Source organism: Roseibium album (assembly GCF_965233825.1).
In the GTDB taxonomy this organism is placed as follows: Bacteria; Pseudomonadota; Alphaproteobacteria; order Rhizobiales; family Stappiaceae; genus Roseibium; species Roseibium album.
Window position 1 is genome coordinate 721289 of record NZ_OZ247583.1, and the last position, 23997, is coordinate 745285.

The window sequence follows — 23997 nt, forward strand, 5'->3', positions numbered from 1 at the left end:
GCATGCCAAACAGGCAAATGCCGAAAAAAAGGGCTGAAAACAGCCAGTTTTGCGAACATAAAACCAATCTTGCCTGCATATGATTATGTCTATATCGCATAAAAAATAATCAATTGAACACTTCTTATGCGTCGACGATTCCCTCACGCATCGGTGCCTCAATGCACTCGATAACAATGGAAGCCGATCGACCGGTTTTCACAGTATTAACCATGTTATCCGATCATGCTGCCGCTGCGAGGAGAAGGCTGAGTCAAATGTTCAAGCGAGCCTTGATAACGGCGATTGTCGTCGGGTCGATACTGACAATTATCAATCAGGTGGATGCCATCTTCGGAAATGCCGAACTGGTTGTCTGGCAGGCGCTTCTTTCAACGGTAGTGCCGTTTCTGGTTTCGCTTGTCAGTGCCTATCTGACACTTAAAACCAGGGATCCGGCAAACAAGACCGGGCAGGAAGCGACTGATCATGAAAGCGAACCTCGAGATAGTACGGACGTAATCCACCTCTCTTCTGGCAATGATCGGGATTTGCCCACCGATGTCGACATCGAACAGCTCAAAGAAGCTTGGGCAGTCGTTTCCCAGATAGGCGAGAACGCCCGGGCCGTAAACACGGCGAGCAAGGAACGGGCGGACTTTCTTGCTGACTTGATTTCCACCGCGGAACAGATCCAGGAGGATCTCCATTCCGTCGGAACCCAGGCGCAAAGCTGTACGCAAGATCTTGTCAATGCAGGGGGCAAGATTACCGAAGCCCGTGAAGGTATCCAGTCAATTTCACAGACCTGTATCGGTGCCGCGGAATTGATCGGTCATCTGAACACGGCAACGAGCGACCTCACCCACAAGTTCAACGACATCGAAACCCTCGCGCAGGAAATTTCGTCGATCTCCGCGCAAACCAACCTCCTTGCTCTCAACGCCACAATCGAGGCGGCCCGTGCCGGAGATGCCGGCAAGGGTTTTGCTGTCGTAGCGGGCGAGGTCAAGGTACTCGCCGGGTCGACCGAGAAGGCAGTTGAATCGATTGCGACGATCCTTTCGGAAATGACGCGATCGCTTGCCGAAACGCGCCAGCTTGTCGAAACCGCAAGAGAAAAACTGCAGCTTTCCGATACGCAAAGTGCAAACAGTCTCGAACAGATTTCATCAGTTGAGCATTATCTGAGCGATCTGACATGTCGCAACGAGGCAACATCGAAACAAATGACTGACAGAACGATGGCGCTTGATGAAGTTTCGACGAACCTTCACAAGATCCGTCAGGACACTGAAAACGCTATCAAGGGCTCGGCCCGGAACATCGAACTCGCGCAGCGCGCTTCCGAAACGGTTCAGGAAGTCGCCGAACGACTGCAACAGCCGGCCTGAATGGCGTTCGTACCTCCATGCGCCCCCCAAAAAAAACCCGGGGTCGCCCCCGGGTTTCCAGTTAGCGGTCCGAGCCAATAGACCGCCTGGGAGATTTTAATTCAGCGTCCTGAAAGGCTCAAAGACGCTGGGATCCCGTTCCGAATTCCGGATAGGCCTCCACACCGATTTCGACTTTGTCGAGACCAAGCGCTTCTTCTTCGTCGGATACCCGTATGCCGATGGTAACCTTGAGGACATACCAGACGATACCGCTGGCCACGAAGGTGAAGGCACCATAGGCAGCGATCCCGGTGATCTGCGTGCCGTAGGATGCATCGCCATTCGTCAACGGAACAATCAGGGTTCCCCAGATACCGGCCAGCAAGTGAACCGGGATAGCGCCAACAACATCGTCGATCTTGAACTTGTCGAGCACCGGAACGGCAAGGACAACAATCGCACCGCCGACACCACCGATGAAGAGCGTTGCCCACATGCTCGGAGCAAGCGGTTCTGCCGTGATCGAAACCAGGCCTGCGAGTGCGCCGTTCAGCGCCATGGTAACATCGACTTTCTTGTAAAGCAGTTGGGTCATGATGACGGCAACCACTACGCCGGCAGCAGCCGCCATGTTGGTATTGGCGAAGATGCGTGAAACATCGGTCACATCGCTGATGGAGCCCATCGCAAGCTGCGAAGCACCGTTAAAGCCGAACCAGCCGAGCCAGAGGATAAACGTACCAAGCGTTGCGAGCGGCATGGATGAACCCGGGAATGGATGAACTGTGCCATCCGCACCATATTTGCCTTTACGCGCACCTAGAATGATGGCACCGGAGAGCGCAGCCCAGCCACCGACGGAGTGAACGATCGTGGATCCGGCAAAATCGGAAAAACCCATCTCGGACAGCCATCCGGCACCCCATTGCCAGGAACCGGAAATCGGGTAGAGAAAACCGGTCAGGATCGCTGTGAAGATCAGGAAGGGCCACAGCTTTACGCGCTCTGCAACTGTTCCCGATACGATAGAGGCAGTCGCGGCCACGAAGACCATCTGGAAGAACCAGTCGGAAGCGGTGGAATAGCCTGTATCGAGCGCATCACCGCCGACAGGATCAAAAGAGTACGGACCGAGCGACCCGATGAAACCGCCGTCGACACCGGTGTACATCAGGTTATAGCCTGTGACCCAGAACATGATGCCCGCGATGGAATAGAGTGTGATGTTCTTCAGGCATTGCATCGAAACGTTCTTGGAACGGACAAGACCTGCCTCCAGCATGGCAAATCCTGCCGCCATCCACATGACGAGAAAGCCGCCAATGAGGAACAAGAGCGTGTTGAAGATGTAGGCGACTTCCGGAGAAACGGCCGGAGTTTCCGGTGCAGCCGTCGCGTCCTGAGCCAAAACCGGGAGAGCCGACAGGCTCAACACGGCAAGCGCTGTCGCGCACTTAGCAGCGATACTTTTCATAATACGTTTCCTTACCTAAATCACAGAGCTTCGGCGTCTGTTTCGCCGGTGCGAATGCGCACAGCCTGATCGATCGTATGAACGAATATTTTCCCGTCTCCGATCTGACCTGTTTTGGCCGCGCCGGAGATGACGTCGACTACCTTCTCGACAGCTGAGGTATCGACTGCGACTTCGATTTTCAGCTTCGGCAGGAAGCTCACGGCATATTCCGTACCGCGGTAAATTTCGGTGTGCCCCTTTTGGCGGCCATAGCCTTTTACTTCGGTCACCGTCAGTCCCTGGATGCCGATGCTTGTCAGGGCATCACGCACTTCGTCGAGCTTGAACGGCTTTATGATGGCCATCACTGTTTTCATTGCTCGTACCATTCCCCTTCTTTCGCCCCTTCCCTGCGAAGGAACCTTGCAGCCTGTCCCGGTGCCTGGCCTGTTTATTGTCCCCTCTGGAAGGATGTTTCAGGTCGCTGGCACGCCATGGTCTGAAAAACCGGACGGGCGTCGGGACTTGATAATCAAGGACCGTGCCAACTTTGCGATAGCGAAAACAAAGTTGTTATTTTTCAGATAGTTGATGAGAGAAACAGTGAGTCAGGGAAGCTGCCCGTGTGTGTTCGCTGAATTTGCAGGCAGATGGTCTGATTAAAAAATAACCAGCAAAAATCGCGTTGATTAATATTTATGCAAACTGGGATTGGGCAAAAAACGGGCCCGGGATCCCCTGGATCTGCGGGCCCGGCAATTCCGGCGGTAACCAGGTCCGATCAATCAGGCAACTGTTCGGCGACGCATTGTCAGGCGGAGAAGCCACCGTCCTTGAGAAAGGCATCTTCGTCTGGCGTCGACTCCCGGCCAAGGATCTTGTTGCGATGAGGAAAACGGCCAAAACGGCGGATAACATCCATGTGGATCAGGGCGTAGTGATAGAATTCCTTGTCACCAAGCAACCTGCCCAGATCGACGGCCTTTTCCTGGTGCGCCATGTCTTCCGAATGTTCGAACGGCAGATAAAAGAACCCTCTTGCTTCCTTCGGAAAGGCGCGGTCAAAGCCCTTTTCCATCGCTTCCGTCGCAACGGAAACAGCCATCGGATCCGAAGAAAACGCTTCCGGAGTTCCGCGGTAGATGTTCCGGGACATCTGATCAAGCAGAAGCAGCAGTGCAAGGCTCCCGTCCGCGGTCTCGCGCCAGTGATCCAATGCACCGGTCTTTGCAGCTTCAAGAGCATTCTGGAACCGGTCACGGCACTTGACGTCAAATTTGGCGTCGCCGGAAAACCACTTTGAAGGTCCTGCCTGCCACCAGAAATCAAGCACATCCAACGGCGTTATCGTCTTGTCGCTCATTGCAAATTTTCCGTTCGGGCTGTTGATCGCACTGCTTATTCCCACCACGCGGAAACTTGATGAGCAAGTTCTTTGTTCTGTTCAATTGAGGACAGGGACAGGGCCGCTGGCTTGCAACTAGTCTCCGCAGGCGAGTTTCTGCCACTTGGCGCTGTGCAATTCGGTGATTTCGTCCAGATAACCGCTTTTCTTCAAGACGGACATTTCCTCGCGAACTGCTTCGGTCAGTGCCGGATCGGTTCCCCTGCTGAAGACGGCCCATAACGGTTTGGCCAGGTCCTCTATGAACACGACGGGTTGCAGCAGGGACCCGTCATATCCCTGCTTGCAGGCGGAAGCTTCAGCAAGAAATCCCGTGAGTGGCAGAAGATCGATCCTTTCCAGATAAAGCATCTCTATCCCCTGTTTGTAATCGGTAATCGGCACAAGGTTTCCGGACTTTTCAAGGCCCAACTCCGTCAGATAGTGGTGCATGTTTCCACCATCCTGGACACCGATTTTCACATCGTGGTCTTTCAGGTCCGCGATCGTTTCAACATCGATCTTCGGTTTTGTTCCGAGTTGGTAGAGATACTGGCCGTAAGGTGAAACTTCTCCAAGCCACAGGAATTTGTCTTCGCGGTCCGGCGTGCGCGACAGGGAAAAAAGCATGACGCCCGGAGTCGTCTGGGCAGTCAGCATCGCCCTTTTCCAGGGCATGAATTCAAACGACCCCACTGTCACCTGATGTCGCTCGCCGACCCTTTCGAACACGGTCAACATGAAATTCGTCACATAGCCGTCCGGATTGCCGTCATTGTCCCATTGGAGAGGTGCAAAGCTTTGCGTTACGATTTGAATTTCAGTTGGTTCGGACCGAACCGGCGCCACTGAAATCAGAAGAGTCCAGGTCACCGCAACCAGCTTTGTCCAACGCCCAACGCTCACTAGAGCCCCCAAAGGCCAAACAGTTTACGCCTGACGGATTCAATGTCCGGATCCCCAGGCTCTTCAAAAATTCGATCAGACTTTTTCTAGTCGCGAACCATTAAATCCGATTGAATGATTGGAAAATGATACGTATCTGAAATAACTTGGCCTGAAGTAATATAGCATAGAGTTAATGGAAAATCCTTGGTGTCTGAAACCACACTTGATTTGAAGGGACTGAAATGTCCCCTCCCGGCGCTCAAAACTCGAAAGGCCATGACCCGGCTAGCGGAGGGAGACCATCTGGTCGTCCTCACAACCGACCCTATGGCTGAAATAGATATTCCCCACTTCTGCCAGGAAAACGGTCACGCACTTCTCGCGCGCGAACGCACCGATTTCGGTCACCGTTTCCTGTTGTCAAAGGGTGGCTGACCATGTGCGTCAACGAAAGTTCAGGCAGGTGACGCAATACGATTGATTTCTTGGGCCAGTTCCAGGTCCAGGTCGCTCAGGCCGCCGACGTCGTGGGTTGCCAGCGTGATATCAACTGTCCGGTAGACGTTTGACCACTCGGGATGATGGTTCATTTTCTCGGCAACGAGCGCAACCTGCGTCATGAAGCCGAACGCTTCCCGAAAATCCCTGAACTTGAAGGATTTGAAGATTGCCTCCCGTCCTTCGCACAAATGCCAATCCGGCAATGAATTGAGACCTGCGGCCCGGTCTTCCGGTTTCAGTCGCTCAACCATCTGATCCTCCTGTGATTCGAAACCCCCAAAGACTCCGAAGGCGTTGTTACTGTAGATGGGTGACAGCGCGAAGGCGACGACAAACCCTGAATTACGGGATTGCATTTGCCCTGGTCTGGCAGCACGGTGTCCTAAGTTTGAACGGCGGAGAGCGAATTGACCCGGAATGTCTTGTTTGTCTGCCTAGGAAACATATGCCGGTCTCCACTGGCCGAGGGGATATTCAAGGACCTGATCGGCAATGCGGGGCTTGCCCGCCAGTACAAAGTGGATTCCGCGGGGACCGGTCCCTGGCATGTTGGCAATCCGCCGGATCAGCGGTCAATCGAGATTGCATTCAGACATGGCATTGACATTTCGGCTCAACGTGCTCGCAAGGTCCGCAAGTCGGATTTTGAAACCTTCGACGCAATTCTTGCAATGGACGGCAACAACCTCAAAACGCTGGCAACGATGAGCGGCCGGCCCAGCGCGGAAATTCGCCTGTTGCTGAACACTCCCCCAATGGATGTGCCCGATCCGTTTTTCGGCGGCCCGGAAGGCTTCGAAGACGTGTTCAGTCTCATTCGGTCAGGCTGTGTCGAATTTCTGGACAGTATTGTCTGATCGCAAGGTGGAACGCGACTGCCAGATTTTGACATGTCCCTTTCATAAATCCTTCTTGCTGCCCACGGTATGTATGGCGTTCAGGTTTTTTTGAGCTCGGCACAAAAATGAAAATCTTTTGGTGGTCACTGGCCGCCGTTTTGATTTTGCTTGGACTGGCGACGGTCTGGCTTCCTATTCCAACCGGCGTGCCCCTGCTCGCGCTGGGTCTGATCGTCATTGTCGGGACAAGCCGCACCGCTGCCCGACATCTTCGCAAGCGTCGCCGCGAGACCCCCCCGTTGAACTATGCAATCTCCTGGGTGGAAAACAGATCCCCACTCCGCTTCGCCCGTATCCTGAAAAGGACGCGTCCACGCGACACAAGGCATCCGCACAATCCGGAAAACCGGACCTGAACCCCGTGAATTACGCAGCGAAATGCTATCTGAAAGCTAGGTGTCTGAAATTTTGCGGACGAGAGAGCGCAGCATGGCGCGGGCGCGCAGCACCAGGCGATGCACGCGCCGTTGCAGGCGCCGCCCCTTTACCGTGAACCATTCATCCAGCTTCCGGTCGCTGACAACAGGTGGTACCCGCTGGTAGAGCAAATGATGGACGGCAAGTATCAACAGCAGCGTCACCCCCCAGGAAATCAGCGTATCTGAAAAGAAGTGCCCGCCAAATGCGACCCTGTTGACAGACAGGACCAGGCAAAGCGGCAGAAGGAAGGCGAGGGCTGCCTTGCGCCAGGTTGCAGGAACGAGAAAGGCTATGGACGTCAGCCAGATGGCCGCCGAGGCCTCGCCGGAGACGAATGAACAATTGCTGTCGCAGTAGTCCGTGATTTTCCAGACGGGCTGATAAGGCAGATCGCCGCCGAACTCCTCGACATATCGCGGTCTCGGTCGCCCCCAGTTATCCTTCAGGATCGCATTGACGAGAATGCCCGGTCCGAGAATGAGTGTCGACAAGAGAAAGACCGGCTGGCGCAACGGCATGATCGGTGGCCGGCCAGGTACGAGGAGTTTTAGAACGAACACCGCGACGCATGACACGGCGATCACGCGCACAAGAAACGGCCCCAGGTGCCTGACCTTGCGCAAAAATGGTTCATTGCTGGCCCAGAACCCGGATATCTCGGAATAAAAAAGTCCGCTTGCCCAAAAATCGACATTTGGAAAAATCAGGAAAAACAGTGATACTGCACAGACATACAACCCGACCGCAATCATAGGGCGTGCGAGACAAGAGCCTATCAACTTGCGAAGGCCGGACGTCGGGCTATTCTTGAGAGGATCGGTTTGTTTCATTTTTGTTTTTCAGACCAACTAGAGAACTCATGATCTAACGTATCTGCCGCGCCTGTCCAATCCCCGAAAGATTCAGACAAAGGCGTTTGCGGAGTATCACAAGGTGTCAATGAGCCGCCAGTCCAATCAGTCTGCAGATTCAAAAATAGTCTCGCTGCGACCTGACCCGCGGCCTGTTGTGCAATTCTGGTATGAGTTCGCTTCGACCTACAGCTATCTTTCGGCAATGCGCGTGCAGACACTGGCAAGTGACAGCAATGTCGCCATTGCGTGGCGCCCGTTTCTGCTTGGACCCATATTCAAGAAGCAGGGATGGGACACGTCCCCGTTCAACCTGTATCTGGCAAAGGGCCGATACATGTGGCAGGACATGGAAAGGCAATGCGAACGATACGGCTTGCCGTTCACAATGCCCGTTCCGTTTCCCCAGCACAGCCTGCTTGCGTCCAGAATAGCCTATGGTGGTCGTCAGCAGCCCTGGATCGGAGCTTTTACGCGAGCAGTCTATGTGGCGCAATTCGGTCAAGGTCTGGACATTTCGGACGAAGGTCTGATGGTGGATCTTCTGTTCGAAGCCGGTGCCCCGGTCAAAGAGGCGCTCGAGGAGTCGAGATCATCCGGAACCAAGATTGGGCTGAGAGCAGCGGTTTCGGAAGCTGAACAGCTCGGGATCTTCGGTGCACCCAGTTTCGTCCTGGAAAACGGAGACCTCTACTGGGGTGACGATCGGATGGAGCAGGCCCTGGAAAAGGCTGCCCAGTCTTGAGGCTGGACGGGCATTGGACCTTTTTGATGCCGGACCCGCCGTCCCTCCAGGTCATGTGATGACTTCCTGGCAGACAGTTCCATATCAATCCGCACCAGTGCGCCGCATTGACCGTTCCAGAACGGCATAAAGATCCGCCGGCAATATCGGTTTGGAAACGGTCTCCACAAATCCGGCTTCACGCAACTCGCCCTCGCCAACCGTTTCAAGAGCCGCACTGACCGCGACAAGCGGCAGCAGCGAGCCACCGGGAGCCGCTCTGATTTCCCTGGCAGTTTCAATTCCGTTCTTGCCAGGCATGTTCAGATCCATCAGGACAAGGTCGTAGTGGTTACTTTTCACAAGCGAGAGCGCCTGATCCCCCGACTTCGCGACCTCGTAACTGCATCCAAAGGATTCCAGAAGTGCGGAAAGCAATCTGCAATTCGTATCATTGTCGTCCACGATCAGGACATGGGTCTTGACCGCAACAGAGTGTTCCAGTTCCGGTGAGCCCCGGTCCATGCGCGCCTCGGAAGTTGGAACCTTCTTCCGCTTGTTGAGAGGAAGGCGGATATCAAACCTGCATCCTTCCATATTGGAATCGACCAGCACGAGTTCACCTCCAAGCGCGTGCAACTGTCGATCGGCGCCCCACAATCCAAGTCCGGCCCCCGGACCGGCGGCAAGGCCATGTCGGCCACGCCTGAATGGCTGGAAAAGATGGGCTGCCTCCTCGGCGCCGATTCCAGGTCCGGTATCGACAACGGAAATCAAGACCCAATCCTGGCCGCCAGCATCAGATCCACCTGAATCCGAGTTTCCGACCTGATCAACGCAGATCCGGACGGCGCCTTCTTCGGTATATTTCACGGCATTGTCCAACAGGGCAGCGACGACCCGGCGCAATTCAGCGGGATGTCCGGTCTCAATACCGCTTGCCCGGTCCTCGATCCGGACCTCGAAGTCAAGGCGCTTTTCCTCCGCCGCAACCCGGAAAAGGTCCGCGCAGTCCTGAACAACATCGGAAACACGCTGAAAGACGGGCCCGGATCCGGGCTCCGCATCAGTCGTTGCCACCAGTTCTCCGGTTAGAGCCGTCAAGGCATCGATCGACTTTATGAGGATCGACAGTTTCTCAGTCTGATCTTCGTTGAGCGGTCCGTTGCCGATCAGTTCGGCAGTAAGCCGCATCGCGGATAGCGGTGTTCTGAGGTCATGAGCCAACAGTGCGAGGCTGACGTTGTCCTGTTCACGATCCTTCATTGGGCGCATTTCCTCCTGATGGACGAGGCAATCGAACATACCCGGCTGCCTCTGCCAGTTAGACGGCAAAGCGCATCGTCCTCTATCCTTTTCACTTTGAAGGCTGGCGGCGTGCGATCCAATCCCCTAAAAACAATTGCCAACCGCAATTTGACTTCACGGTCTTGATCCCAACCCGTCCAGATTTCGCTTCAGATCCCGGCACGACTACAGATGCTTGCACAAACCCTATCAATCGTCGCACCGGTTTTCCTGCTGATCGGTATCGGTTACTGCCTTGCACGATTTCAGGTTCTCGATCAGGCCATCGGCGACGCACTCGGCCAATTCGTGTTCATAGTCGCGTTGCCGGTTCTCGTCTTCCGCTCCCTGATCCACGCCGACCTCTCGGGTGGATTTCCGCTCTCGCTTTGGGCAAGTTACTTTCTCGGAGTGGGCGCAGCCTGGATCCTTGGAACGCTGGTCATCCGAAAAGGTTTCGGCAGGGAAGCCCGGGCTGGCGCCATCGGTGGCATTTCCGCGTCCTACGCCAACCTGTTGCTGGTTGGAATGCCCGTTGTCTCGGCCGTCTATGGAGACAAGGGCCTGATCCCCGTACTTTTGATCATTTCGATTCACCTGGCAACCATGACTGTCGTCATGGCGATTGCAATGGAACGGACTGCAGCCATCGACAGTGGTGAAGCCAGTCCACCGATCGGCAGGCTCTTTCTGGACGCCGGCCGGAAAGTGATCGCCAATCCGCTGATCGTCACAATCACCCTTGCATTTGCCTGGCGGCAAACGGGCCTGTCGATCCCGGACATCGGCGAAGACATCCTGGACCGGATAGCGGCAACGGCCCTTCCGCTTGCCCTGCTCTCGCTCGGCATGAGCCTTGTTCAATACGGTCTTCGCGGAAACGTCTTGCCCGGCTTTCTTCTTGGAACGATCAAGATATTCGTCATGCCAGCAGTTGTTTTTCTGGCCGGCACTTTCCTGTTTCAGTTGCCGCCTTTATGGATCGCCGCCGCCACGCTTGCAGCAGGATGTCCTACGGGTGTGAATGCCTACATTTTCGCAAACCGCAACGGCACTGGCCATGCAATGTCGGCCAATGCGATTACGATGACCACCCTGAGCGCCATCGTGACCACGAGCTTGTGGATCTGGTTCCTGGGTTTGTGGTTCGGGCCCGAACTCGGCTAGCGGAAAGTCCGAAACGTTCAAAGACCAATGCGCTTGCGAAGTTCCGCGTGAGTCAATCCGGCCGCACGCAACGATCTCAGGCTTGTATCCTGGCTGGATTTCGAAAGCTTGCGGCCATCCGGTCCAAGAACAAGCCGGTGGTGCCGGTAGCGGGCCTGTGGCAGGCCAAGCAGTTCCTGAAGAACCCTGTGAACGCTTGTCGCGTGATAGAGGTCCTCGCCGCGCAGTATGTCCGTAATCCCTTGCCGGGCATCATCGACGACAACAGACAGATGATAGCTTGTGGGCGTGTCCTTGCGCGCCAAAACGACATCTCCCCACGCAGCCGCATCGACAGGAACCTGCCGTGAAGGCTGAAACAGGGACGGCCCTTCTGCTCCGGCCTCCTCCCAGGTCAGATCTTCTCCGACCCGGCTCAGCGCCTTTTTCATGTCGAGCCGGAGAGCGAAGGTCTCATCACTCTCCTTGCGGGTCTGCACCTCTTCGGGTGAAAGCACCGTGCTGTCACCCGGATAGAGGGGCGCCCCGTCCGGATCTTTCGGCCATGCCTTTCCAGTTGCTTCATAATCCGACACGAAACGCCGGATTTCCGCTCTTGTCAGATAGGCTGCGTACACGAGCCCCATATCCTGCAGTCGTTCAAGGGACGCACGGTACTCGGGAAAGACTTCCGATTGCCGCAGGAACGGTCCTTCCAGCGGCAGGCCAAGCCATGCGAGGTCCTCGAACATGTCGTTTTCCAGCTGCCGTGTGCATCGCGTCTGGTCAATATCCTCAACCCGCACCAGAAAGCGGCCATTGAAGGCCACGGCAGCGCGGACATTCAACAATGCGGAAAGCGCGTGACCGATATGCAGATGGCCATTTGGCGACGGCGCAAATCGGAATACGGGCTTTGACATTTGAAGAGACGGGACCGGGTTGACGCAGGCGAGGTCATGAACCATGACCGTCGGTATAACTACCATTCCCGGCCGGCGGTGCAAGAGCAGAAAACTTGAGTGACACGATGAAACCGATTGCAACGAAAGACGATGTTCAGGCAGGTTTGAGGGAATTGATCGCTAATGATCCCCGTCTGAAGCCGATCGCGGGCAAAGCGGGCGAACTGCCATTGCGCAGACGCGCGGCAAACTTTGCAGGATTGGCGCAGATCATCACGGCCCAGCAGGTTTCTGTTGCCAGCGCCACAGCGATCTTTCAACGGGTTCAAGCGCTCGTCACTCCCTTGACGGCTGAAGCATTGGCATCCTTCAGTGACGAAGACCTGGCCGGTGCGGGCTTGTCCCGTCCGAAGGTCAGAACCCTTCGCGCCGTCGCAGCCGCCTGTGAAAATGGGCTGGACCTGGCCAGGCTTACTGAGAGCCCCGCCGACGAGGCACACGCGCAACTATGCGCCATCAAGGGTATCGGACGCTGGAGCGCTGATATATTCCTCCTGTTTTGCGCCGGTCACCCCGACATATTTCCAAGCGGCGATCTTGCGTTGCAAATAGCGGTGCGCGACGCGTTCGATCTTGATGAAAAGCCGACCCCGAAGGAGCTCGATGACATCGCCTTGCGATGGGCGCCGAACCGGGCCATCGCCGCAAGGCTCTTCTGGGCGTGGTATCGGGTGCTGAAACAGGGCCGGGAAACCTTGCCGGTCTGAGGTTCCCATTCAGTCTCCCGACATTTCCCCGATCGAACGCAGGAGCAATTCGATATCCTGTGGCCGGGACAGCCTGTGATCTCCGTCGGGAACCAGGCTGAAGGTCACATCCTCTCGCGGAAGCGCCTCGACCAGACGTTGCGCGTGACTTGCCGGGACGTCCGGATCCTGTGCGCCCTGAATGATCGTGACCGGGACACCGAGATGAATGTCCCGGTCAAGGAGCAGGTGACGACGGCCATCCTCGATCAGCTTTCCGGTTATGACGTAAGGCTCGTCGGCGTAATCCGATGGTTGCGACCAGCGCCCATCCTGTTGGATCGCCTCGCGAATCTCATCGGTAAAGCGCTGTTTCCACATCAGTTCTTCAGTGAAGTCAACGGCCGGCGCGATCAGAACGAGCCCCTTGATTCTGCCGGTTGGCTTCCGGCTCAACGCCAGCAGGAGTGAAATCCAGCCGCCCATCGACGATCCTATGAGGATGGTGTCCCGCTTGCAAAACCTGTCGAAGACGGCTTCCGCCTCTTCCAGCCAGTCGGAAACGCAGGCATCCTCGAAGTCGCCACCGGAACGGCCGTGACCGGAATAATCGAAGCGAACCACTGCCTGATCCCTGCTTTGCCCGTACTCCGCAACAGCCTCGGCCTTGGTGCCGGTCATGTCGGATTTGAACCCGGACAACCAGAGCAGTGTCGGGTCCTTGCCGGAAACGACGTTCACAGCAATACTGCGCGTCTTGTCTCTTTTTCCGACCTGGATGAATTGCGGTTCCTGCACACCCATACTAAGGCTCTCATTCACTCTTTTTTCCCAACCCGCCATTTGGCACAGCTTCCCCAGTTAGAAAAGCTCTCCGGAGATCCGAATTGAGTCAACTTCCTCCCGCAACAACCGTGTTGCAAGTGATCCCGGATCTCAACTCCGGCGGTGCGGAAAGAACGACGCTTGATGTTGCAAATGCAATCGTCGAAGCCGGCGGCACCGCACTGGTCGTCAGCCAGGGCGGACAACTGGTCGCCGAACTGGAAGCGGCTGGCGCGGAACATGTGGTGATGCCGGTCAAGTCAAAGAACCCGTGGACACTCTGGAAGAACGCCGCCAGTCTGGCTGACTTGATAGAAGCGCGGCAGGTAAACATCCTTCACGCACGCAGCCGGGCACCGGCATGGTCCGCCCTTCGCGCGGCAAGGCGCACGCGTACACCATTCGTGACGACTTACCATGGCACCTATAATCAGTCGAATTCCCTGAAAGCGTATTATAATTCGGTTATGGCCCGCGGGGACGCAGTCATCGCCAATTCGAATTTTATCGCGAATCTGATCAGGACCCGTCATCCGTTCGCCCGTGACAAGATTACCGTGATCCCGCGCGGGTCCGACCTGAAAGGCCTTAATCCCGAAAATGTCAGTGCACTGAGGCAGCAGGCTCTGAAAGACAGCTGGGGCATACCCTCCGGACATCCGATTGTACTGAACATGGCCCGTCTGACAGCCTGGAAAGGTCAGAAAGTCCTTGTCGAGGCGATGGCGATCCTGAAGGAATGGGGCTTCGACGAGCCGATTGCCATCCTGGCGGGCGATGCACAGGGACGCGACGGTTATGTCTCCGAACTCAAGAAGACGATTGCAGACAGAGGACTAGGGGATCAGGTCCGTCTCGTGGGCCATTGCACGGATGTCCCGGCAGCGCTGGCGTTGTCAGATCTGTCCGTGGTGGCCTCCGTAGAACCTGAGGCTTTTGGCCGTGCGGCCGTCGAAGCCCAGGCGGCAGGCATACCCGTGATAGTGTCAAATCACGGCGCGGTGCCCGAAACCGTGCTCGCCCCACCGGAAGTCGAAGAAGATCAACGCACCGGCTGGCGGGTCGCGCCGGGAGAGGAAGCAGCACTTGCTGACGTCATGAGAACGGCTCTCACCCAGTTGCCTGAGGAAAGACAGGCGATGACATCGAGAGCTCTTGCCCATGTCCGGCAGAACTTTTCCGTCGAGACAATGTGTTCAAGGACGCTTGCAGTCTATGCCGGCCTCCTCGATCACGCTGCGAGCGGGTAGGCCTCCTCGACCAGATAAGGGCCGCCTCCGACACTCGACTTGGCCGAAAACAGCACGAAACGCCCGGCAACAAAGGGTTCCGCCTGAAAATTTCCGTGTTCGCTGAGCCACTTTGCAACGTCTTCGTTGGTCGACGTTTTGCAGCGTGCGATGGTCACATGCGGAATGTACTTGCGCCTTTCGGGAGGGAGTTGCAGTCGCTGCAGGATCCGCTCCTGTTCGGCTTGCAACTCGGCCAGTTGAGCCGTTGGTTCGACCCGGGCCCACACCGCATGCGGCTTTCCATTGCCAAACGACCCGAGGCCGTTCAGCCGGATTTCCACAGGCTCACGACGGACACGGTCGAGTGCAGCCGCCACCTCGTCGGCAGTTCGATCGTCAATATCGCCGATAAAACGCAAGGTAAGGTGATAGTTCTCTGGATCAATCCAGCGAGCGCCCCGGAGGCCTCCCCGGAGCATTGAGAGCAAGAGCGCCGTCTGGGACGGTATCTCAAGGCCTGTAAATAGGCGCGGCATGGGTACTCCCTCCGCTGTCGCTGACAAAAGCCATGAGGAATCAACTTCATGAAAATCGCAAGACAAAAATATAAGTTTTTGACGCTGAATCGGAATTCGGATTGGGCGATGTCGGCCAACTTGATTGATCGAAGGTCAATTTGGCAAATCGGCTGGAAGTGATTCTCTTGAGAGATTTTGCGCAGCAATCTCTTACGGTGCCGTGTTGCCGAATTCCTGATGAATCGCATCGATTTTGCCAAGCACGTCTTCGTTCAATGACAGATCAGCAGCGGCAATATCCGTTTCAAGCTGCTCCATCCGCGTTGCTCCGATAATCACGGATGTCATGAAACTGCGCGATTTTGCAAATGCAATTGCCATCTGTGCCGGATCGAGACCGGCTTCCTTCGCCAAAGCGCAATACGCGTCCACTGCCTCGAAGGTACGAGGGTGCTCGTAGCGCTGCATTTTGTTGAAAAGGGTTTTGCGCGCGCCTGTCGGCAAGGCTCCGTCACGGTACTTTCCGGTAAGGTACCCCTGCGCCAGTGACGAATAGGCCAGCAGGCCGACATTTTCCCGTCTTGACACCTCGGCAAGACCCGTCTCGAAGGTCCGGTTTACCATTGAGTAGGCATTCTGGATGGAAGCGATCCTGGGTACATTGTAAAGTTCCGAGGTCGTGACATAACGCATCGTTCCCCAGGCGCTTTCGTTCGAAACACCGATATGCCGAACCTTGCCCGCCTTGACCAGATCACCCATGATTTCCAGCGTCGACTGGATGCTGTTTTCATCTTCAACCGCTTCTGCATCCTGCCAGCGCGACGGATTGGAGCCGAAACCGGAAACGTTCCGGTCCGGCCAGTGGATCTGATAGAGATCAATGTAATCTGTCTGCAGGTTCTTGAGACTGCGGTCGACCGCAAACTCGATCTGCTTCCGGTTCAACTCACCTTTTTCTCTGTTGTCCCGGAACCAGTCCATGACGGTCCTGCCGACAACCTTGGTTGCCAGGACCACCTGGTCTCGATGGCCGGAATTTCTGAACCAGGTTCCGATGATCCGCTCTGTCCGCCCTTGCGTCTCCTTCTTAGCCGGGATGGGATAGAGTTCGGCGGCGTCAAGGAAATTGATACCTTTTTCAAAGGCGTAGTCCATCTGCGCGTGACCTTCGGCTTCCGAATTTTGTTCGCCAAAGGTCATTGTTCCAAGGCAAAGGGTACTCACCTGCACATCGGTGCGGCCAAGACGGCGCTGTTCCATCAGGAATTCCTTCGAATTTTGAATAGGGTATCCGGCATGCCAGAAAACTGAGTGGCCAGGAAAGAACCCTCAGGAAGACGAGGCTTTTGCCAAAAGCTCCTCCACTTTCGGCAGGATATTCTCAACAATGATCGCAACCCCATCCGCGTTGGGATGCATGCCATCGGATAGATTAAGGTTCGGGTTGAGCGCAACCCCTTCCAGGAAGAACGGGTAAAGCAGCGCATCGTGTGCCTGAGCAAGATCAGAATAGATCGGATCGAACGCCTCGGCATATTCCGGGCCGAGATTTCTGGGCGCAAGCATGCCGGCAAGCAGCACTTCTATGCCGCGGTCCCGCAATCGCCTCGTGATCTCGTTCAGGTTGTTGCGGGTGATATCAGGCTGAATGCCGCGCAACGCGTCATTGGCCCCCAACTCGACAATCACCGCATCGGCATCGGTTCCCACGGACCAGTCGAGGCGGGACAGTCCCCCGGAAGTCGTGTCCCCCGAAACACCGGCATTGACCACTTCAACCGAAAGACCCCTTGCATCAAGTGCCTTTTGCAGCTGCTCCGGAAATCCGTCCTGGGGAGCGAGTTGATACCCGGCGGACAGGCTGTCTCCCAGGACAACAAGCTTCAGGTCGGCGGATTGAACCGCAGTCGTTGACAAACAAAAAAGCAGAAAACACAAGGCTACACGGATTTGGTTCACGCTAAAACTCTTTCAGGACTGGAAGACCAGGCACATCAGGCCCATATGGTCGCACAGCGTCCAATTGTCGAGGGCAGATTTTGATAAGGAAGACGCTAATCATGTCCCTTGTAAAGGTTTAATGATGACAAATACTCCGGCGATCTCTCTCAAGAGCGTACATCTTACACTCGGCGAAGGTGCCGGTAGGGTACATATCCTCAAAGGGATCGACCTGGACATTTCCAAGGGAACGTCTGTTGGCCTTGTTGGACCGTCCGGGTCAGGCAAGTCGACACTTCTGATGGTGATGGCCGGTCTTGAACGGTCAGATGAAGGCACCGTTGTCGTCGCCGGTTCAGAACTTGGCCCCCTTTCGGAGGATCAACTCGCCCGGTTCCGTGGCCGCAATGTCGGCATCATATTCCAGTCTTTTCATCTCGTTCCCAACATGACTGCGCTGGAAAACGTCGCGGTGCCACTTGAATTGGCTGGCGATGCATCGGCTTTTGACAAAGCCAAAGCAGAATTGGACGCCGTCGGCCTCGGCCACAGGATGCATCACTACCCAGCGCAAATGTCCGGCGGTGAGCAGCAACGGGTTGCTGTCGCGCGCGCACTCGTCGTCGAACCTCAAATCCTGATCGCCGACGAGCCGACCGGTAATCTTGACGAGAGCACAGGCAACCAGATCGTCGATCTGATGTTCAATGCCCAGCGCGAACGTGGGACAACCCTGGTGCTTGTCACACATGATCCGGGTCTTGCCGAAAGATGCGATCGTATGATCAGGGTCCGCTCCGGAGAGATCGAGGAAACACAATCCGACGCATTGGGTGAGCAGCAAGAGGTTTCTGCATGAGCAGCTTCGTTCCTGCGAACATGCAGAGAAGCAACCAGACCTTCGGGCTGGCCACGCGCTTCGCCTTGAGGGAGCTGCGGGGAGGACTGCGAGGCTTTTACATTTTCATCGCCTGCATAGCACTTGGTGTCGCCGCCATTGCTGGCGTAACCTCGGTCTCCCGGTCCCTCACCAACGGCATTGCAAACGAAGGTCAGGCGATCCTCGGTGGCGACCTGTCCTTTTCACTGATTCACCGGCAGGCCGGGGAGGAGGAAGCCGCCTTTCTGGACACGCTCGGATCCGTATCTCGCGTCGCCACGTTGCGGGCAATGTCACGGCGTTCCGATACGGGAGATCAGGCTCTCGTCGAATTGAAGGCCGTCGACAATTCTTACCCGCTATACGGCTCGCTCGATCTTGCCTCAGGCCAGATGCTTGGCGATGCACTCGCAAAACGCGACGGGGTCTGGGGCGCCGTTGCGGACCTGGCTCTTCTGGCGCGGCTTGACATTTCCGTCGGCGAGACACTGTCCCTGGGTCGCACGACTGTACGCGTTACCGATGTTATCGAGGCTGAACCCGACAAGCTTGCAGGCGGAATGGAATTCGGTCCGAGGTTAATGATTTCGGATGCCGCGATCGGCGACACCGACCTTGTGCAACCCGGCAGCCTGGTTCGCTGGCACTATCGCGTGCGATTGTCCCCCGCGCCTGACATCGACGATCTCGGAAACGTCATCGAACAGGCCAAGAACGCGACACCCGAAAGCGCATGGAGAATCCGCTCACGTGCCAATGCCTCGCCCGGTCTGCAACGCAGCATCGGGCGTTTCGCACAATTTCTGACGCTGGTCGGGCTGACGGCGCTGGTCGTTGGCGGGGTTGGCGTCGCCAACGCGATCCGTGCCTATCTTGAAACCAAGCGGGAAGTCATCGCCAGCTTCAAGTGTCTTGGCGCGACCGGAGACTTCGTCTTCAGGATCTACCTTGTCCAGACGCTGGTCATCGCCATGATCGGTATCTTGATCGGCCTGGTGATCGGAGCATTGATACCGTTCGCTGCCGGCGCCGCACTCTCCGGTGTGCTGCCCGTCCAGCTCGCCGCAAGCATTTATCCGGCGGAGCTCGGACTTGGACTGCTCTATGGTCTGCTGACGGCCCTGGCTTTTGCCCTGTGGCCGCTCGGCCGCGCCCACGACGTTCCACCAACGGCATTGTTCCGGGACATTGTGACCGGTGGCTCCAAGCTTCCGCGCAAGCGGTATCTCACGGCAACGGCGGTTACGGTGCTGCTGCTTGCGGGAATTGCAATCGTCCTGTCCAGCGACAAGTTTATCGCCAGCGTCTACATCATTGCCTCGGCCGGCGCGTTTGTTCTGCTCGTGGCTGTCGCCCGCGCCATCATGTTTGTCGCCCGCCGGTTGCCCGGCGTCCGATCGACCGAATTGCGGCTGGCGATTGCAAATATCCACCGCCCGGGCGCACTGACATCTTCTGTGGTGCTCTCTCTCGGTCTCGGCCTGTCGCTTCTTGTGGCCCTGGCACTCATTGACGGAAATCTGCGCCGCGAACTCACGGCAACCATGGCCGACCGGGCTCCGAGCTTCTTTTTTGTCGACATCCAGAGCCACGAACGCGATGCCTTCGAGCAGGCGCTGAAGGATCAGGCGCCGGGCGGAGAACTGCAGAGCGTGCCCATGCTGCGCGGCCGGATCATCAGTCTGAACGGTATTCCGGCTGATGAATTCGAACCGGCGCAAGAAGGATCGGACTGGGTTCTGCGAGGCGATCGCGGCATCACCTACGAAGGCACCGTGCCGCCGAACTCCAAGCTGGTTGAAGGCAGCTGGTGGCCTGAAGACTACTCCGGAAAGCCCCTTCTTTCGTTTGATGCTGAAGCCGGAACAGAGCTGGGTCTCAAGATTGGCGATCAGATCACCCTCAATGTTCTCGGCCGTGAAATCACTGCCGAGATTGCCAATTTCCGGGATGTCGAATGGCAGTCCCTTTCGATCAACTTCGTGATGGTGTTCTCGCCCAACACATTTGCCGGCGCGCCGCATGCACATCTGATGACCCTCGGCTGGGAGGATGACGTTTCGACAGAAGCCGAGCTCGAACTTTTGAAATCCGTTTCCAATACATTTCCGACAGTCACGGCGGTTCGGGTGAAGGACGCGATTGCCCAGGTCAATGACCTTGTATCCCAGCTCGCATGGGCGATCCGCGGCGCAAGTTCGATCACACTGATCGCAAGCGTCCTGGTCCTTGCCGGTGCACTCGCGGCAGGGCACAGAAGCAGGATCTACGACGCGGTGATCCTGAAAACGCTCGGTGCAACGCGTCCGAGGCTGATACTTGCCTATGCTCTTGAATACGCGATCCTGGGTCTGACAACCGCGGTCTTTGCACTTGTCGCCGGTGGTCTGGCGGCCTGGTTCGTTATCACGCAGATCATGGATGGTTCATTTGTTCTCATGCCCGTCACCGCCGCCGGTGCAGCCGTGGTCGCCCTGGTACTGACCGTCGGTTTCGGTCTGATCGGCACCTGGCGCATCTTGGGTGAAAAGCCGGCGCCTGTGCTCCGAAATCTCTGACAACCGCGCTGTCGACGAAGCAGGAAGTCAGGAATGCGCCGGAAGAAACCGAACATTCCTGACGAACTTCTCGCAAGTCCGGCTTGCATGCTCTTGTGATCTTGGATATCCGGATATCAACGGGACGAGATCGAAAGAAGGGCAGGGTCAATGTTTGAATTTCCGACAAAATTCGTACTGAAATTATTAGCCAGGTCTGCAGCACTTGCTGCTGTGGCCACGATTCCATTTTCGGCACCGGCACTCGCCGAGAGCCCTTTCCATACCGGCGTCTGGCAATTGAACACGCCGGAAGGCCCGCGGGGCCTCGTCGTCAGTGACTGGCTGGTGTTCGAGGACGGTTTGCCGAAACGCTGGCTCTATCGCCGCGCAGGCACAAACGATGAAAACCAGTTCGACTTCTTCAGCCGCACCATGGGCGATTCAGGATATACGCCTGTTGGCATACGCGTTTACCGGACAGGCGAGAATGCAATGAAATACACGCTCGCCCCCAAGGGTGAGGAACCGGTTGAAGTCTCGGCGGTACGCCTCTCCATTCCCAACTTTGAAAATTCCTGCCTTTCGGTCGAGAAGAAAGGCAAGCGCTTTTTCGGCAACTGGGTCGGCACCAGCGGCTCCAAGCTCAAGAAACTGAATGTCGGCAAGAACAAGATCACCATCGACGGTGAAGCGCGCGAAATTTCGATAGAGGAAGTTCGGGTCGGCCGTATGGGCATCACCGAAGGTGGCAAGCCGATTGCCTTTCTGACGGACGCGGGAGGCGACTATGCCGTGCTTCAATGGTTCAAGCCCGGCGTAACCGTTGAACAGATGCGCAACAAGGAACGTGAAATTCTGGATTTTACGTCCGAAGAAATCGTTCGAAATCCGGGCGGTGACTGCGACAGGCAGATAGCATCCCGCCTAAAGGCGATGAAATAACTTTCATTCTTTTAAGCATAATGGCTTATAATGCGGTCTGGAGCAGGTAGATTAAGATTTTTTCACAAATCCTGTCTTGTGCTCCTGTCCGCATTTTCCCATATGTTGAGGGAGTTGTGCTGCACGTAATGGTACATGCAATAAACGATCTAGAAGGGGATTCACGCAACCATGTCGACCTTTGACCGTCAAAATCAAGGCGCCTATACCGTTGCCGGCTCGCGCGCCGAGGCCGGCATCGATCAGGGCCTGCGCGCCTATATGCTGGGCGTCTACAACTACATGACAATCGGCCTGGCACTGACCGGTTTCGCTGCTCTTGGCACCTTTGCGATGGTGTCGAGCAACCCAGGCCTCGCACAGACCCTGTTCAGCGGTCCGCTCTATTTCGTGCTTCTGTTCGCACCTTTGGGAATGGTGATGTGGTTATCGTTCCGCATCCAGTCCATGAGTGCATCGACCGCCCGGACAATGTTCCTGGTGTATGCAGCCGTGATGGGCGTTTCGCTTGCACCGATCTTCATGATTTATACAGGTGGATCGATTGCGCGCGTGTTCTTCATCACTGCCGCCGCGTTCGGCTCGCTGAGCCTGTTCGGATACACCACGAAGAAGGACCTGACCGGTTGGGGATCGTTCCTGATGATGGGCCTGTTCGGCATCATCATTGCGATGATTGTGAATATCTTCCTGCAATCGTCCGCCATGCAGTTCGCCATCTCCGTGATCGGTGTTCTGGTGTTCGCCGGCCTGACGGCCTACGACACCCAGAAGATCAAGGAAATGTACTACGAAGGCGACAGCAGTGAAGTCGCAACCAAGAAGTCCGTCATGGGCGCGCTGCGCCTCTACCTCGACTTCATCAACATGTTCCTGATGCTGTTGCAGCTGTTCGGCAACCGCGACTAAGCAGCCCATCAGACAAATAAACAGAAAAGCCCGGCAGAAGCCGGGCTTTTTTTATGCCTGAACAAACAGGGTTATCAGGCGTCGACGACGCGCAGATGTTTTTTCTTCTCGAGAACACGCAGGACCTGAGCCAGGTCGTGACCGCGCTTCATGATCATGCCACCCGGAGCAACAACGGAATATGCGCCCTGCTTGCGGGCAAGCTTCGGGTCTTTTTCGATGCGATAGAGCGGCATCTCGGAGGACCGTCGAAACACCGAAAAAACCGCCCGGTCGTTCAAGAGATCGATAGCATAATCGCGCCATTCCCCATCAGCGACCATGAGGCCATAGAGGCGCAGTATCGTATCAAGTTCTCGCCGGTTGAAGGCTACAACAGATCTGGAAGACAGAGCCGGTTGGCTTAGCGGCGACGGGTTGGTTCCCGCGCCGCGCTGAAACGCGCTGTCATCGGCTTCGCTCATTCCGCCTCCTTACTGTTCACGACCTGCGCCGTTCAAGAACCCCGATAAAAGAGTTTCCGCCTTTACCTTGTTGTCATGATGCGTTGGCTTTGGGTCGAATGGCAAGCCCGGTGGCTCAGAAACATTTTCAGGCTCGCGACCATGTCGCCGCTTGCAGTCGCTTTTGGCGGGTAAAAATCAAAAAACGGACGTAACGGAAGTTTGCCCCGAAAGAATGATCAAAATTCCATGATTTCGCCGCAATGCAGCCCTTGGCAAGTCAAATTAGCTCCCCATATTTCTATTATACCCTGATGGGTATGACAGGTAGGGACCGCGGAATGCATTAGCCCCCCAGCCCCCCGGGGTTCTTACCGGTCAACCAGGTTTACTTAGTCAAACATCAGGGCAACTGAAGGGCCGGCTATATGCCGGCCCTTTTCATGTTCAGGCTGTACGATTCCGTCGACCTGTTCACCGGCAATGACGGATTATCCGTGAGCCTGGGGAACTGGTTTCATTTTTCGCGTTTCTGCAACCAATTGCCACTTTTCCAATCCCTCTCTTGATGTATCCTTTTCTCAGGATGACCACGGACCTGATAGATCTTCGTGCGGCTCGAGCCGCAGATTGCAACGCGCTGGCAGACATTCACAGCGCGGCCTGGCTGGGTGCGTATCGTGGCCTTCTGCAAGGTGTTGATCTTCAGAAAATGGTCTCCCGCCGCGGCACGGGATGGTGGCGAGGCGCGTTGGCACGTGGGGTGGACATAAAGCTTCTCTGCGTTGCCGACATCCCGGCCGGCTATGCCACCTTCGGCCCCTGTCGCCTGCTCGATACCGGCATGGAAGGCGAGATCTACGAATTGTATCTCAAACCTGAATACCAGGGTCTTGGCTTTGGCCGAACACTTTTCGGCAATGTCCGTAAAACATTGCGTTCCCAAAGACTTCGCGGGCTTGCTGTCCAGGTCCTGAGCGACAATCAGCCGGCCCGGAACTTCTACCGGGCAGTCGGTGGCAAGCTGACGGCAAAATCCTGGTACCGGCTTGGAGGGCGCCGGATGGAGCTGTCCATCTATGCCTGGCCGCAAGCCAATTGATGAGCCCTGCATCTCAGCATTTAGGTGCAATGCAAAATAAAGGGCTTGAACTTCGCCAGCGGGATTGCGATAGACGGCAGCAACGATCAACAGGAGTTTG

At 56.1% G+C, this 23997-nt stretch carries 26 protein-coding genes; 13 read left to right on the forward strand and 13 right to left on the reverse strand.

Annotated elements, in window-relative coordinates; genetic code table 11:
* Positions 1–257 precede the first annotated feature (257 nt).
* Entirely contained in the window at positions 258–1373 is a 1116-nt protein-coding gene (locus ACO6TI_RS03330) for a methyl-accepting chemotaxis protein (protein WP_158705414.1), read from the forward strand.
* Positions 1374–1491: 118 nt separating this feature from the next.
* On the opposite strand, the gene ACO6TI_RS03335 is transcribed toward ACO6TI_RS03330, so the two are convergent.
* The 4 genes from ACO6TI_RS03335 to ACO6TI_RS03350 all read right to left on the reverse strand — a co-directional run bounded on the left by ACO6TI_RS03335 (position 1492) and on the right by ACO6TI_RS03350 (position 5101).
* Positions 1492–2829, reverse strand: coding sequence for an ammonium transporter (locus tag ACO6TI_RS03335; RefSeq protein WP_055114813.1), 1338 nt, complete (start codon positions 2827–2829; stop codon positions 1492–1494).
* Between the two features lie 20 nt (positions 2830–2849).
* Positions 2850–3188 carry a P-II family nitrogen regulator gene (locus ACO6TI_RS03340; RefSeq protein WP_082442488.1) on the reverse strand — a complete coding sequence of 113 codons (339 nt, stop codon included), beginning with the start codon at positions 3186–3188 and terminating at the stop codon, positions 2850–2852.
* 434 nt (positions 3189–3622) lie between these two features.
* The gene (locus ACO6TI_RS03345; RefSeq protein ID WP_055115590.1) at positions 3623–4174 is read right to left on the reverse strand and encodes a DUF924 family protein; all 552 of its coding nucleotides are present in this window, start codon (positions 4172–4174) and stop codon (positions 3623–3625) included.
* Positions 4175–4291: 117 nt separating this feature from the next.
* Positions 4292–5101 carry a substrate-binding periplasmic protein gene (locus ACO6TI_RS03350; protein WP_055114818.1) on the reverse strand — a complete coding sequence of 270 codons (810 nt, stop codon included), beginning with the start codon at positions 5099–5101 and terminating at the stop codon, positions 4292–4294.
* A 189-nt stretch (positions 5102–5290) separates the two neighbouring features.
* Between ACO6TI_RS03350 and ACO6TI_RS03355 the strand changes: the two genes are divergently transcribed.
* The gene (locus ACO6TI_RS03355) at positions 5291–5518 is read left to right on the forward strand and encodes a sulfurtransferase TusA family protein (protein ID WP_196999386.1); all 228 of its coding nucleotides are present in this window, start codon (positions 5291–5293) and stop codon (positions 5516–5518) included.
* 20 nt (positions 5519–5538) lie between these two features.
* Here the strand turns inward: ACO6TI_RS03355 and ACO6TI_RS03360 are convergent, their stop codons facing one another.
* A complete protein-coding gene (locus ACO6TI_RS03360) occupies positions 5539–5835 on the reverse strand; it encodes a 4a-hydroxytetrahydrobiopterin dehydratase (RefSeq protein WP_196999387.1) in 297 nt (98 codons plus the stop codon).
* Positions 5836–5991: 156 nt separating this feature from the next.
* On the opposite strand from ACO6TI_RS03360, the gene ACO6TI_RS03365 reads away from it, so the two are divergent.
* Both ACO6TI_RS03365 and ACO6TI_RS03370 read left to right on the forward strand, forming a co-directional pair.
* On the forward strand, positions 5992–6441 hold the full coding sequence (locus ACO6TI_RS03365; RefSeq protein WP_196999388.1) for a low molecular weight protein-tyrosine-phosphatase: 450 nt from the start codon (positions 5992–5994) through the stop codon (positions 6439–6441).
* A gap of 107 nt (positions 6442–6548) precedes the next feature.
* Entirely contained in the window at positions 6549–6839 is a 291-nt protein-coding gene (locus ACO6TI_RS03370) for a hypothetical protein (protein WP_196999389.1), read from the forward strand.
* Between the two features lie 36 nt (positions 6840–6875).
* On the opposite strand, the gene ACO6TI_RS03375 is transcribed toward ACO6TI_RS03370, so the two are convergent.
* The gene (locus ACO6TI_RS03375; protein WP_422384353.1) at positions 6876–7526 is read right to left on the reverse strand and encodes a phosphatase PAP2 family protein; all 651 of its coding nucleotides are present in this window, start codon (positions 7524–7526) and stop codon (positions 6876–6878) included.
* Between the two features lie 316 nt (positions 7527–7842).
* On the opposite strand from ACO6TI_RS03375, the gene ACO6TI_RS03380 reads away from it, so the two are divergent.
* On the forward strand, positions 7843–8499 hold the full coding sequence (locus ACO6TI_RS03380; RefSeq protein ID WP_196999390.1) for a DsbA family protein: 657 nt from the start codon (positions 7843–7845) through the stop codon (positions 8497–8499).
* Between the two features lie 84 nt (positions 8500–8583).
* On the opposite strand, the gene ACO6TI_RS03385 is transcribed toward ACO6TI_RS03380, so the two are convergent.
* Positions 8584–9744, reverse strand: a complete 1161-nt coding sequence (locus ACO6TI_RS03385) for a hybrid sensor histidine kinase/response regulator (RefSeq protein WP_348316612.1) — start codon at positions 9742–9744, stop codon at positions 8584–8586.
* A gap of 213 nt (positions 9745–9957) precedes the next feature.
* Between ACO6TI_RS03385 and ACO6TI_RS03390 the strand changes: the two genes are divergently transcribed.
* The gene (locus ACO6TI_RS03390) at positions 9958–10932 is read left to right on the forward strand and encodes an AEC family transporter (RefSeq protein WP_422384354.1); all 975 of its coding nucleotides are present in this window, start codon (positions 9958–9960) and stop codon (positions 10930–10932) included.
* A 17-nt stretch (positions 10933–10949) separates the two neighbouring features.
* Here ACO6TI_RS03390 and gluQRS read toward each other — a convergent pair whose 3' ends face one another.
* Entirely contained in the window at positions 10950–11834 is an 885-nt protein-coding gene (gene gluQRS, locus ACO6TI_RS03395) for a tRNA glutamyl-Q(34) synthetase GluQRS (protein ID WP_196878045.1), read from the reverse strand.
* A gap of 107 nt (positions 11835–11941) precedes the next feature.
* Here gluQRS and ACO6TI_RS03400 point away from each other — a divergent pair, with 107 nt between their 5' ends.
* The gene (locus tag ACO6TI_RS03400; protein WP_422384355.1) at positions 11942–12583 is read left to right on the forward strand and encodes a DNA-3-methyladenine glycosylase family protein; all 642 of its coding nucleotides are present in this window, start codon (positions 11942–11944) and stop codon (positions 12581–12583) included.
* 9 nt (positions 12584–12592) lie between these two features.
* On the opposite strand, the gene ACO6TI_RS03405 is transcribed toward ACO6TI_RS03400, so the two are convergent.
* On the reverse strand, positions 12593–13366 hold the full coding sequence (locus ACO6TI_RS03405; protein ID WP_196893965.1) for an alpha/beta hydrolase: 774 nt from the start codon (positions 13364–13366) through the stop codon (positions 12593–12595).
* Positions 13367–13449: 83 nt separating this feature from the next.
* Between ACO6TI_RS03405 and ACO6TI_RS03410 the strand changes: the two genes are divergently transcribed.
* Positions 13450–14637 (forward strand): glycosyltransferase family 4 protein, encoded by a 1188-nt coding sequence (locus tag ACO6TI_RS03410; protein WP_422384356.1) that lies wholly within the window; start codon positions 13450–13452, stop codon positions 14635–14637.
* Here ACO6TI_RS03410 and thpR read toward each other — a convergent pair.
* From thpR to ACO6TI_RS03425, 3 genes are all read right to left on the reverse strand, one after another.
* Positions 14619–15155, reverse strand: coding sequence for an RNA 2',3'-cyclic phosphodiesterase (gene thpR, locus ACO6TI_RS03415; RefSeq protein WP_029062666.1), 537 nt, complete (start codon positions 15153–15155; stop codon positions 14619–14621). The genes ACO6TI_RS03410 and thpR overlap by 19 nt on opposite strands.
* Positions 15156–15347: 192 nt before the next feature.
* The gene (locus ACO6TI_RS03420; RefSeq protein WP_422384357.1) at positions 15348–16400 is read right to left on the reverse strand and encodes an NADP(H)-dependent aldo-keto reductase; all 1053 of its coding nucleotides are present in this window, start codon (positions 16398–16400) and stop codon (positions 15348–15350) included.
* Positions 16401–16469: 69 nt separating this feature from the next.
* Positions 16470–17078 carry an arylesterase gene (locus ACO6TI_RS03425; protein ID WP_209013187.1) on the reverse strand — a complete coding sequence of 203 codons (609 nt, stop codon included), beginning with the start codon at positions 17076–17078 and terminating at the stop codon, positions 16470–16472.
* 145 nt (positions 17079–17223) lie between these two features.
* Between ACO6TI_RS03425 and ACO6TI_RS03430 the strand changes: the two genes are divergently transcribed.
* The 4 genes from ACO6TI_RS03430 (at position 17224) to ACO6TI_RS03445 (ending at position 22352) form a co-directional block, all read left to right on the forward strand.
* The gene (locus tag ACO6TI_RS03430) at positions 17224–17940 is read left to right on the forward strand and encodes an ABC transporter ATP-binding protein (protein WP_104702755.1); all 717 of its coding nucleotides are present in this window, start codon (positions 17224–17226) and stop codon (positions 17938–17940) included.
* Positions 17937–20519, forward strand: coding sequence for an ABC transporter permease (locus ACO6TI_RS03435; RefSeq protein WP_082442494.1), 2583 nt, complete (start codon positions 17937–17939; stop codon positions 20517–20519). The genes ACO6TI_RS03430 and ACO6TI_RS03435 overlap by 4 nt, the downstream gene beginning before the upstream one ends.
* 150 nt (positions 20520–20669) lie before the next feature.
* The gene (locus ACO6TI_RS03440; RefSeq protein ID WP_055114837.1) at positions 20670–21443 is read left to right on the forward strand and encodes a hypothetical protein; all 774 of its coding nucleotides are present in this window, start codon (positions 20670–20672) and stop codon (positions 21441–21443) included.
* Positions 21444–21614: 171 nt separating this feature from the next.
* Positions 21615–22352, forward strand: a complete 738-nt coding sequence (locus ACO6TI_RS03445; protein ID WP_029062672.1) for a Bax inhibitor-1/YccA family protein — start codon at positions 21615–21617, stop codon at positions 22350–22352.
* A gap of 74 nt (positions 22353–22426) precedes the next feature.
* On the opposite strand, the gene ACO6TI_RS03450 is transcribed toward ACO6TI_RS03445, so the two are convergent.
* Positions 22427–22816, reverse strand: coding sequence for a DUF2794 domain-containing protein (locus tag ACO6TI_RS03450; RefSeq protein ID WP_055114839.1), 390 nt, complete (start codon positions 22814–22816; stop codon positions 22427–22429).
* Between the two features lie 547 nt (positions 22817–23363).
* Between ACO6TI_RS03450 and ACO6TI_RS03455 the strand changes: the two genes are divergently transcribed.
* Positions 23364–23897: a GNAT family N-acetyltransferase gene (locus tag ACO6TI_RS03455; protein ID WP_055114841.1), complete on the forward strand. Its 534-nt coding sequence runs from the start codon at positions 23364–23366 to the stop codon at positions 23895–23897.
* Positions 23898–23997 lie beyond the last annotated feature (100 nt).

Excerpts from the sequence above, each read along its gene's own strand:
- ACO6TI_RS03330 (WP_158705414.1), top strand. The coding sequence starts at position 258 with ATGTTCAAGCGAGCCTTGATAACGGCGATTGTCGTCGGGTCGATACTG.
- ACO6TI_RS03335 (WP_055114813.1), bottom strand. The coding sequence starts at position 2,829 with ATGAAAAGTATCGCTGCTAAGTGCGCGACAGCGCTTGCCGTGTTGAGC.
- ACO6TI_RS03340 (WP_082442488.1), bottom strand. The coding sequence starts at position 3,188 with ATGAAAACAGTGATGGCCATCATAAAGCCGTTCAAGCTCGACGAAGTG.
- ACO6TI_RS03345 (WP_055115590.1), bottom strand. The coding sequence starts at position 4,174 with ATGAGCGACAAGACGATAACGCCGTTGGATGTGCTTGATTTCTGGTGG.
- ACO6TI_RS03360 (WP_196999387.1), bottom strand. The coding sequence starts at position 5,835 with ATGGTTGAGCGACTGAAACCGGAAGACCGGGCCGCAGGTCTCAATTCA.
- ACO6TI_RS03370 (WP_196999389.1), top strand. The coding sequence starts at position 6,549 with ATGAAAATCTTTTGGTGGTCACTGGCCGCCGTTTTGATTTTGCTTGGA.
- ACO6TI_RS03380 (WP_196999390.1), top strand. The coding sequence starts at position 7,843 with ATGAGCCGCCAGTCCAATCAGTCTGCAGATTCAAAAATAGTCTCGCTG.
- ACO6TI_RS03385 (WP_348316612.1), bottom strand. The coding sequence starts at position 9,744 with ATGAAGGATCGTGAACAGGACAACGTCAGCCTCGCACTGTTGGCTCAT.
- ACO6TI_RS03390 (WP_422384354.1), top strand. The coding sequence starts at position 9,958 with ATGCTTGCACAAACCCTATCAATCGTCGCACCGGTTTTCCTGCTGATC.
- gluQRS (WP_196878045.1), bottom strand. The coding sequence starts at position 11,834 with ATGTCAAAGCCCGTATTCCGATTTGCGCCGTCGCCAAATGGCCATCTG.
- ACO6TI_RS03400 (WP_422384355.1), top strand. The coding sequence starts at position 11,942 with ATGAAACCGATTGCAACGAAAGACGATGTTCAGGCAGGTTTGAGGGAA.
- ACO6TI_RS03405 (WP_196893965.1), bottom strand. The coding sequence starts at position 13,366 with ATGGGTGTGCAGGAACCGCAATTCATCCAGGTCGGAAAAAGAGACAAG.
- thpR (WP_029062666.1), bottom strand. The coding sequence starts at position 15,155 with ATGCCGCGCCTATTTACAGGCCTTGAGATACCGTCCCAGACGGCGCTC.
- ACO6TI_RS03420 (WP_422384357.1), bottom strand. The coding sequence starts at position 16,400 with ATGGAACAGCGCCGTCTTGGCCGCACCGATGTGCAGGTGAGTACCCTT.
- ACO6TI_RS03430 (WP_104702755.1), top strand. The coding sequence starts at position 17,224 with ATGACAAATACTCCGGCGATCTCTCTCAAGAGCGTACATCTTACACTC.
- ACO6TI_RS03435 (WP_082442494.1), top strand. The coding sequence starts at position 17,937 with ATGAGCAGCTTCGTTCCTGCGAACATGCAGAGAAGCAACCAGACCTTC.
- ACO6TI_RS03440 (WP_055114837.1), top strand. The coding sequence starts at position 20,670 with ATGTTTGAATTTCCGACAAAATTCGTACTGAAATTATTAGCCAGGTCT.
- ACO6TI_RS03445 (WP_029062672.1), top strand. The coding sequence starts at position 21,615 with ATGTCGACCTTTGACCGTCAAAATCAAGGCGCCTATACCGTTGCCGGC.
- ACO6TI_RS03450 (WP_055114839.1), bottom strand. The coding sequence starts at position 22,816 with ATGAGCGAAGCCGATGACAGCGCGTTTCAGCGCGGCGCGGGAACCAAC.
- ACO6TI_RS03455 (WP_055114841.1), top strand. The coding sequence starts at position 23,364 with ATGTATCCTTTTCTCAGGATGACCACGGACCTGATAGATCTTCGTGCG.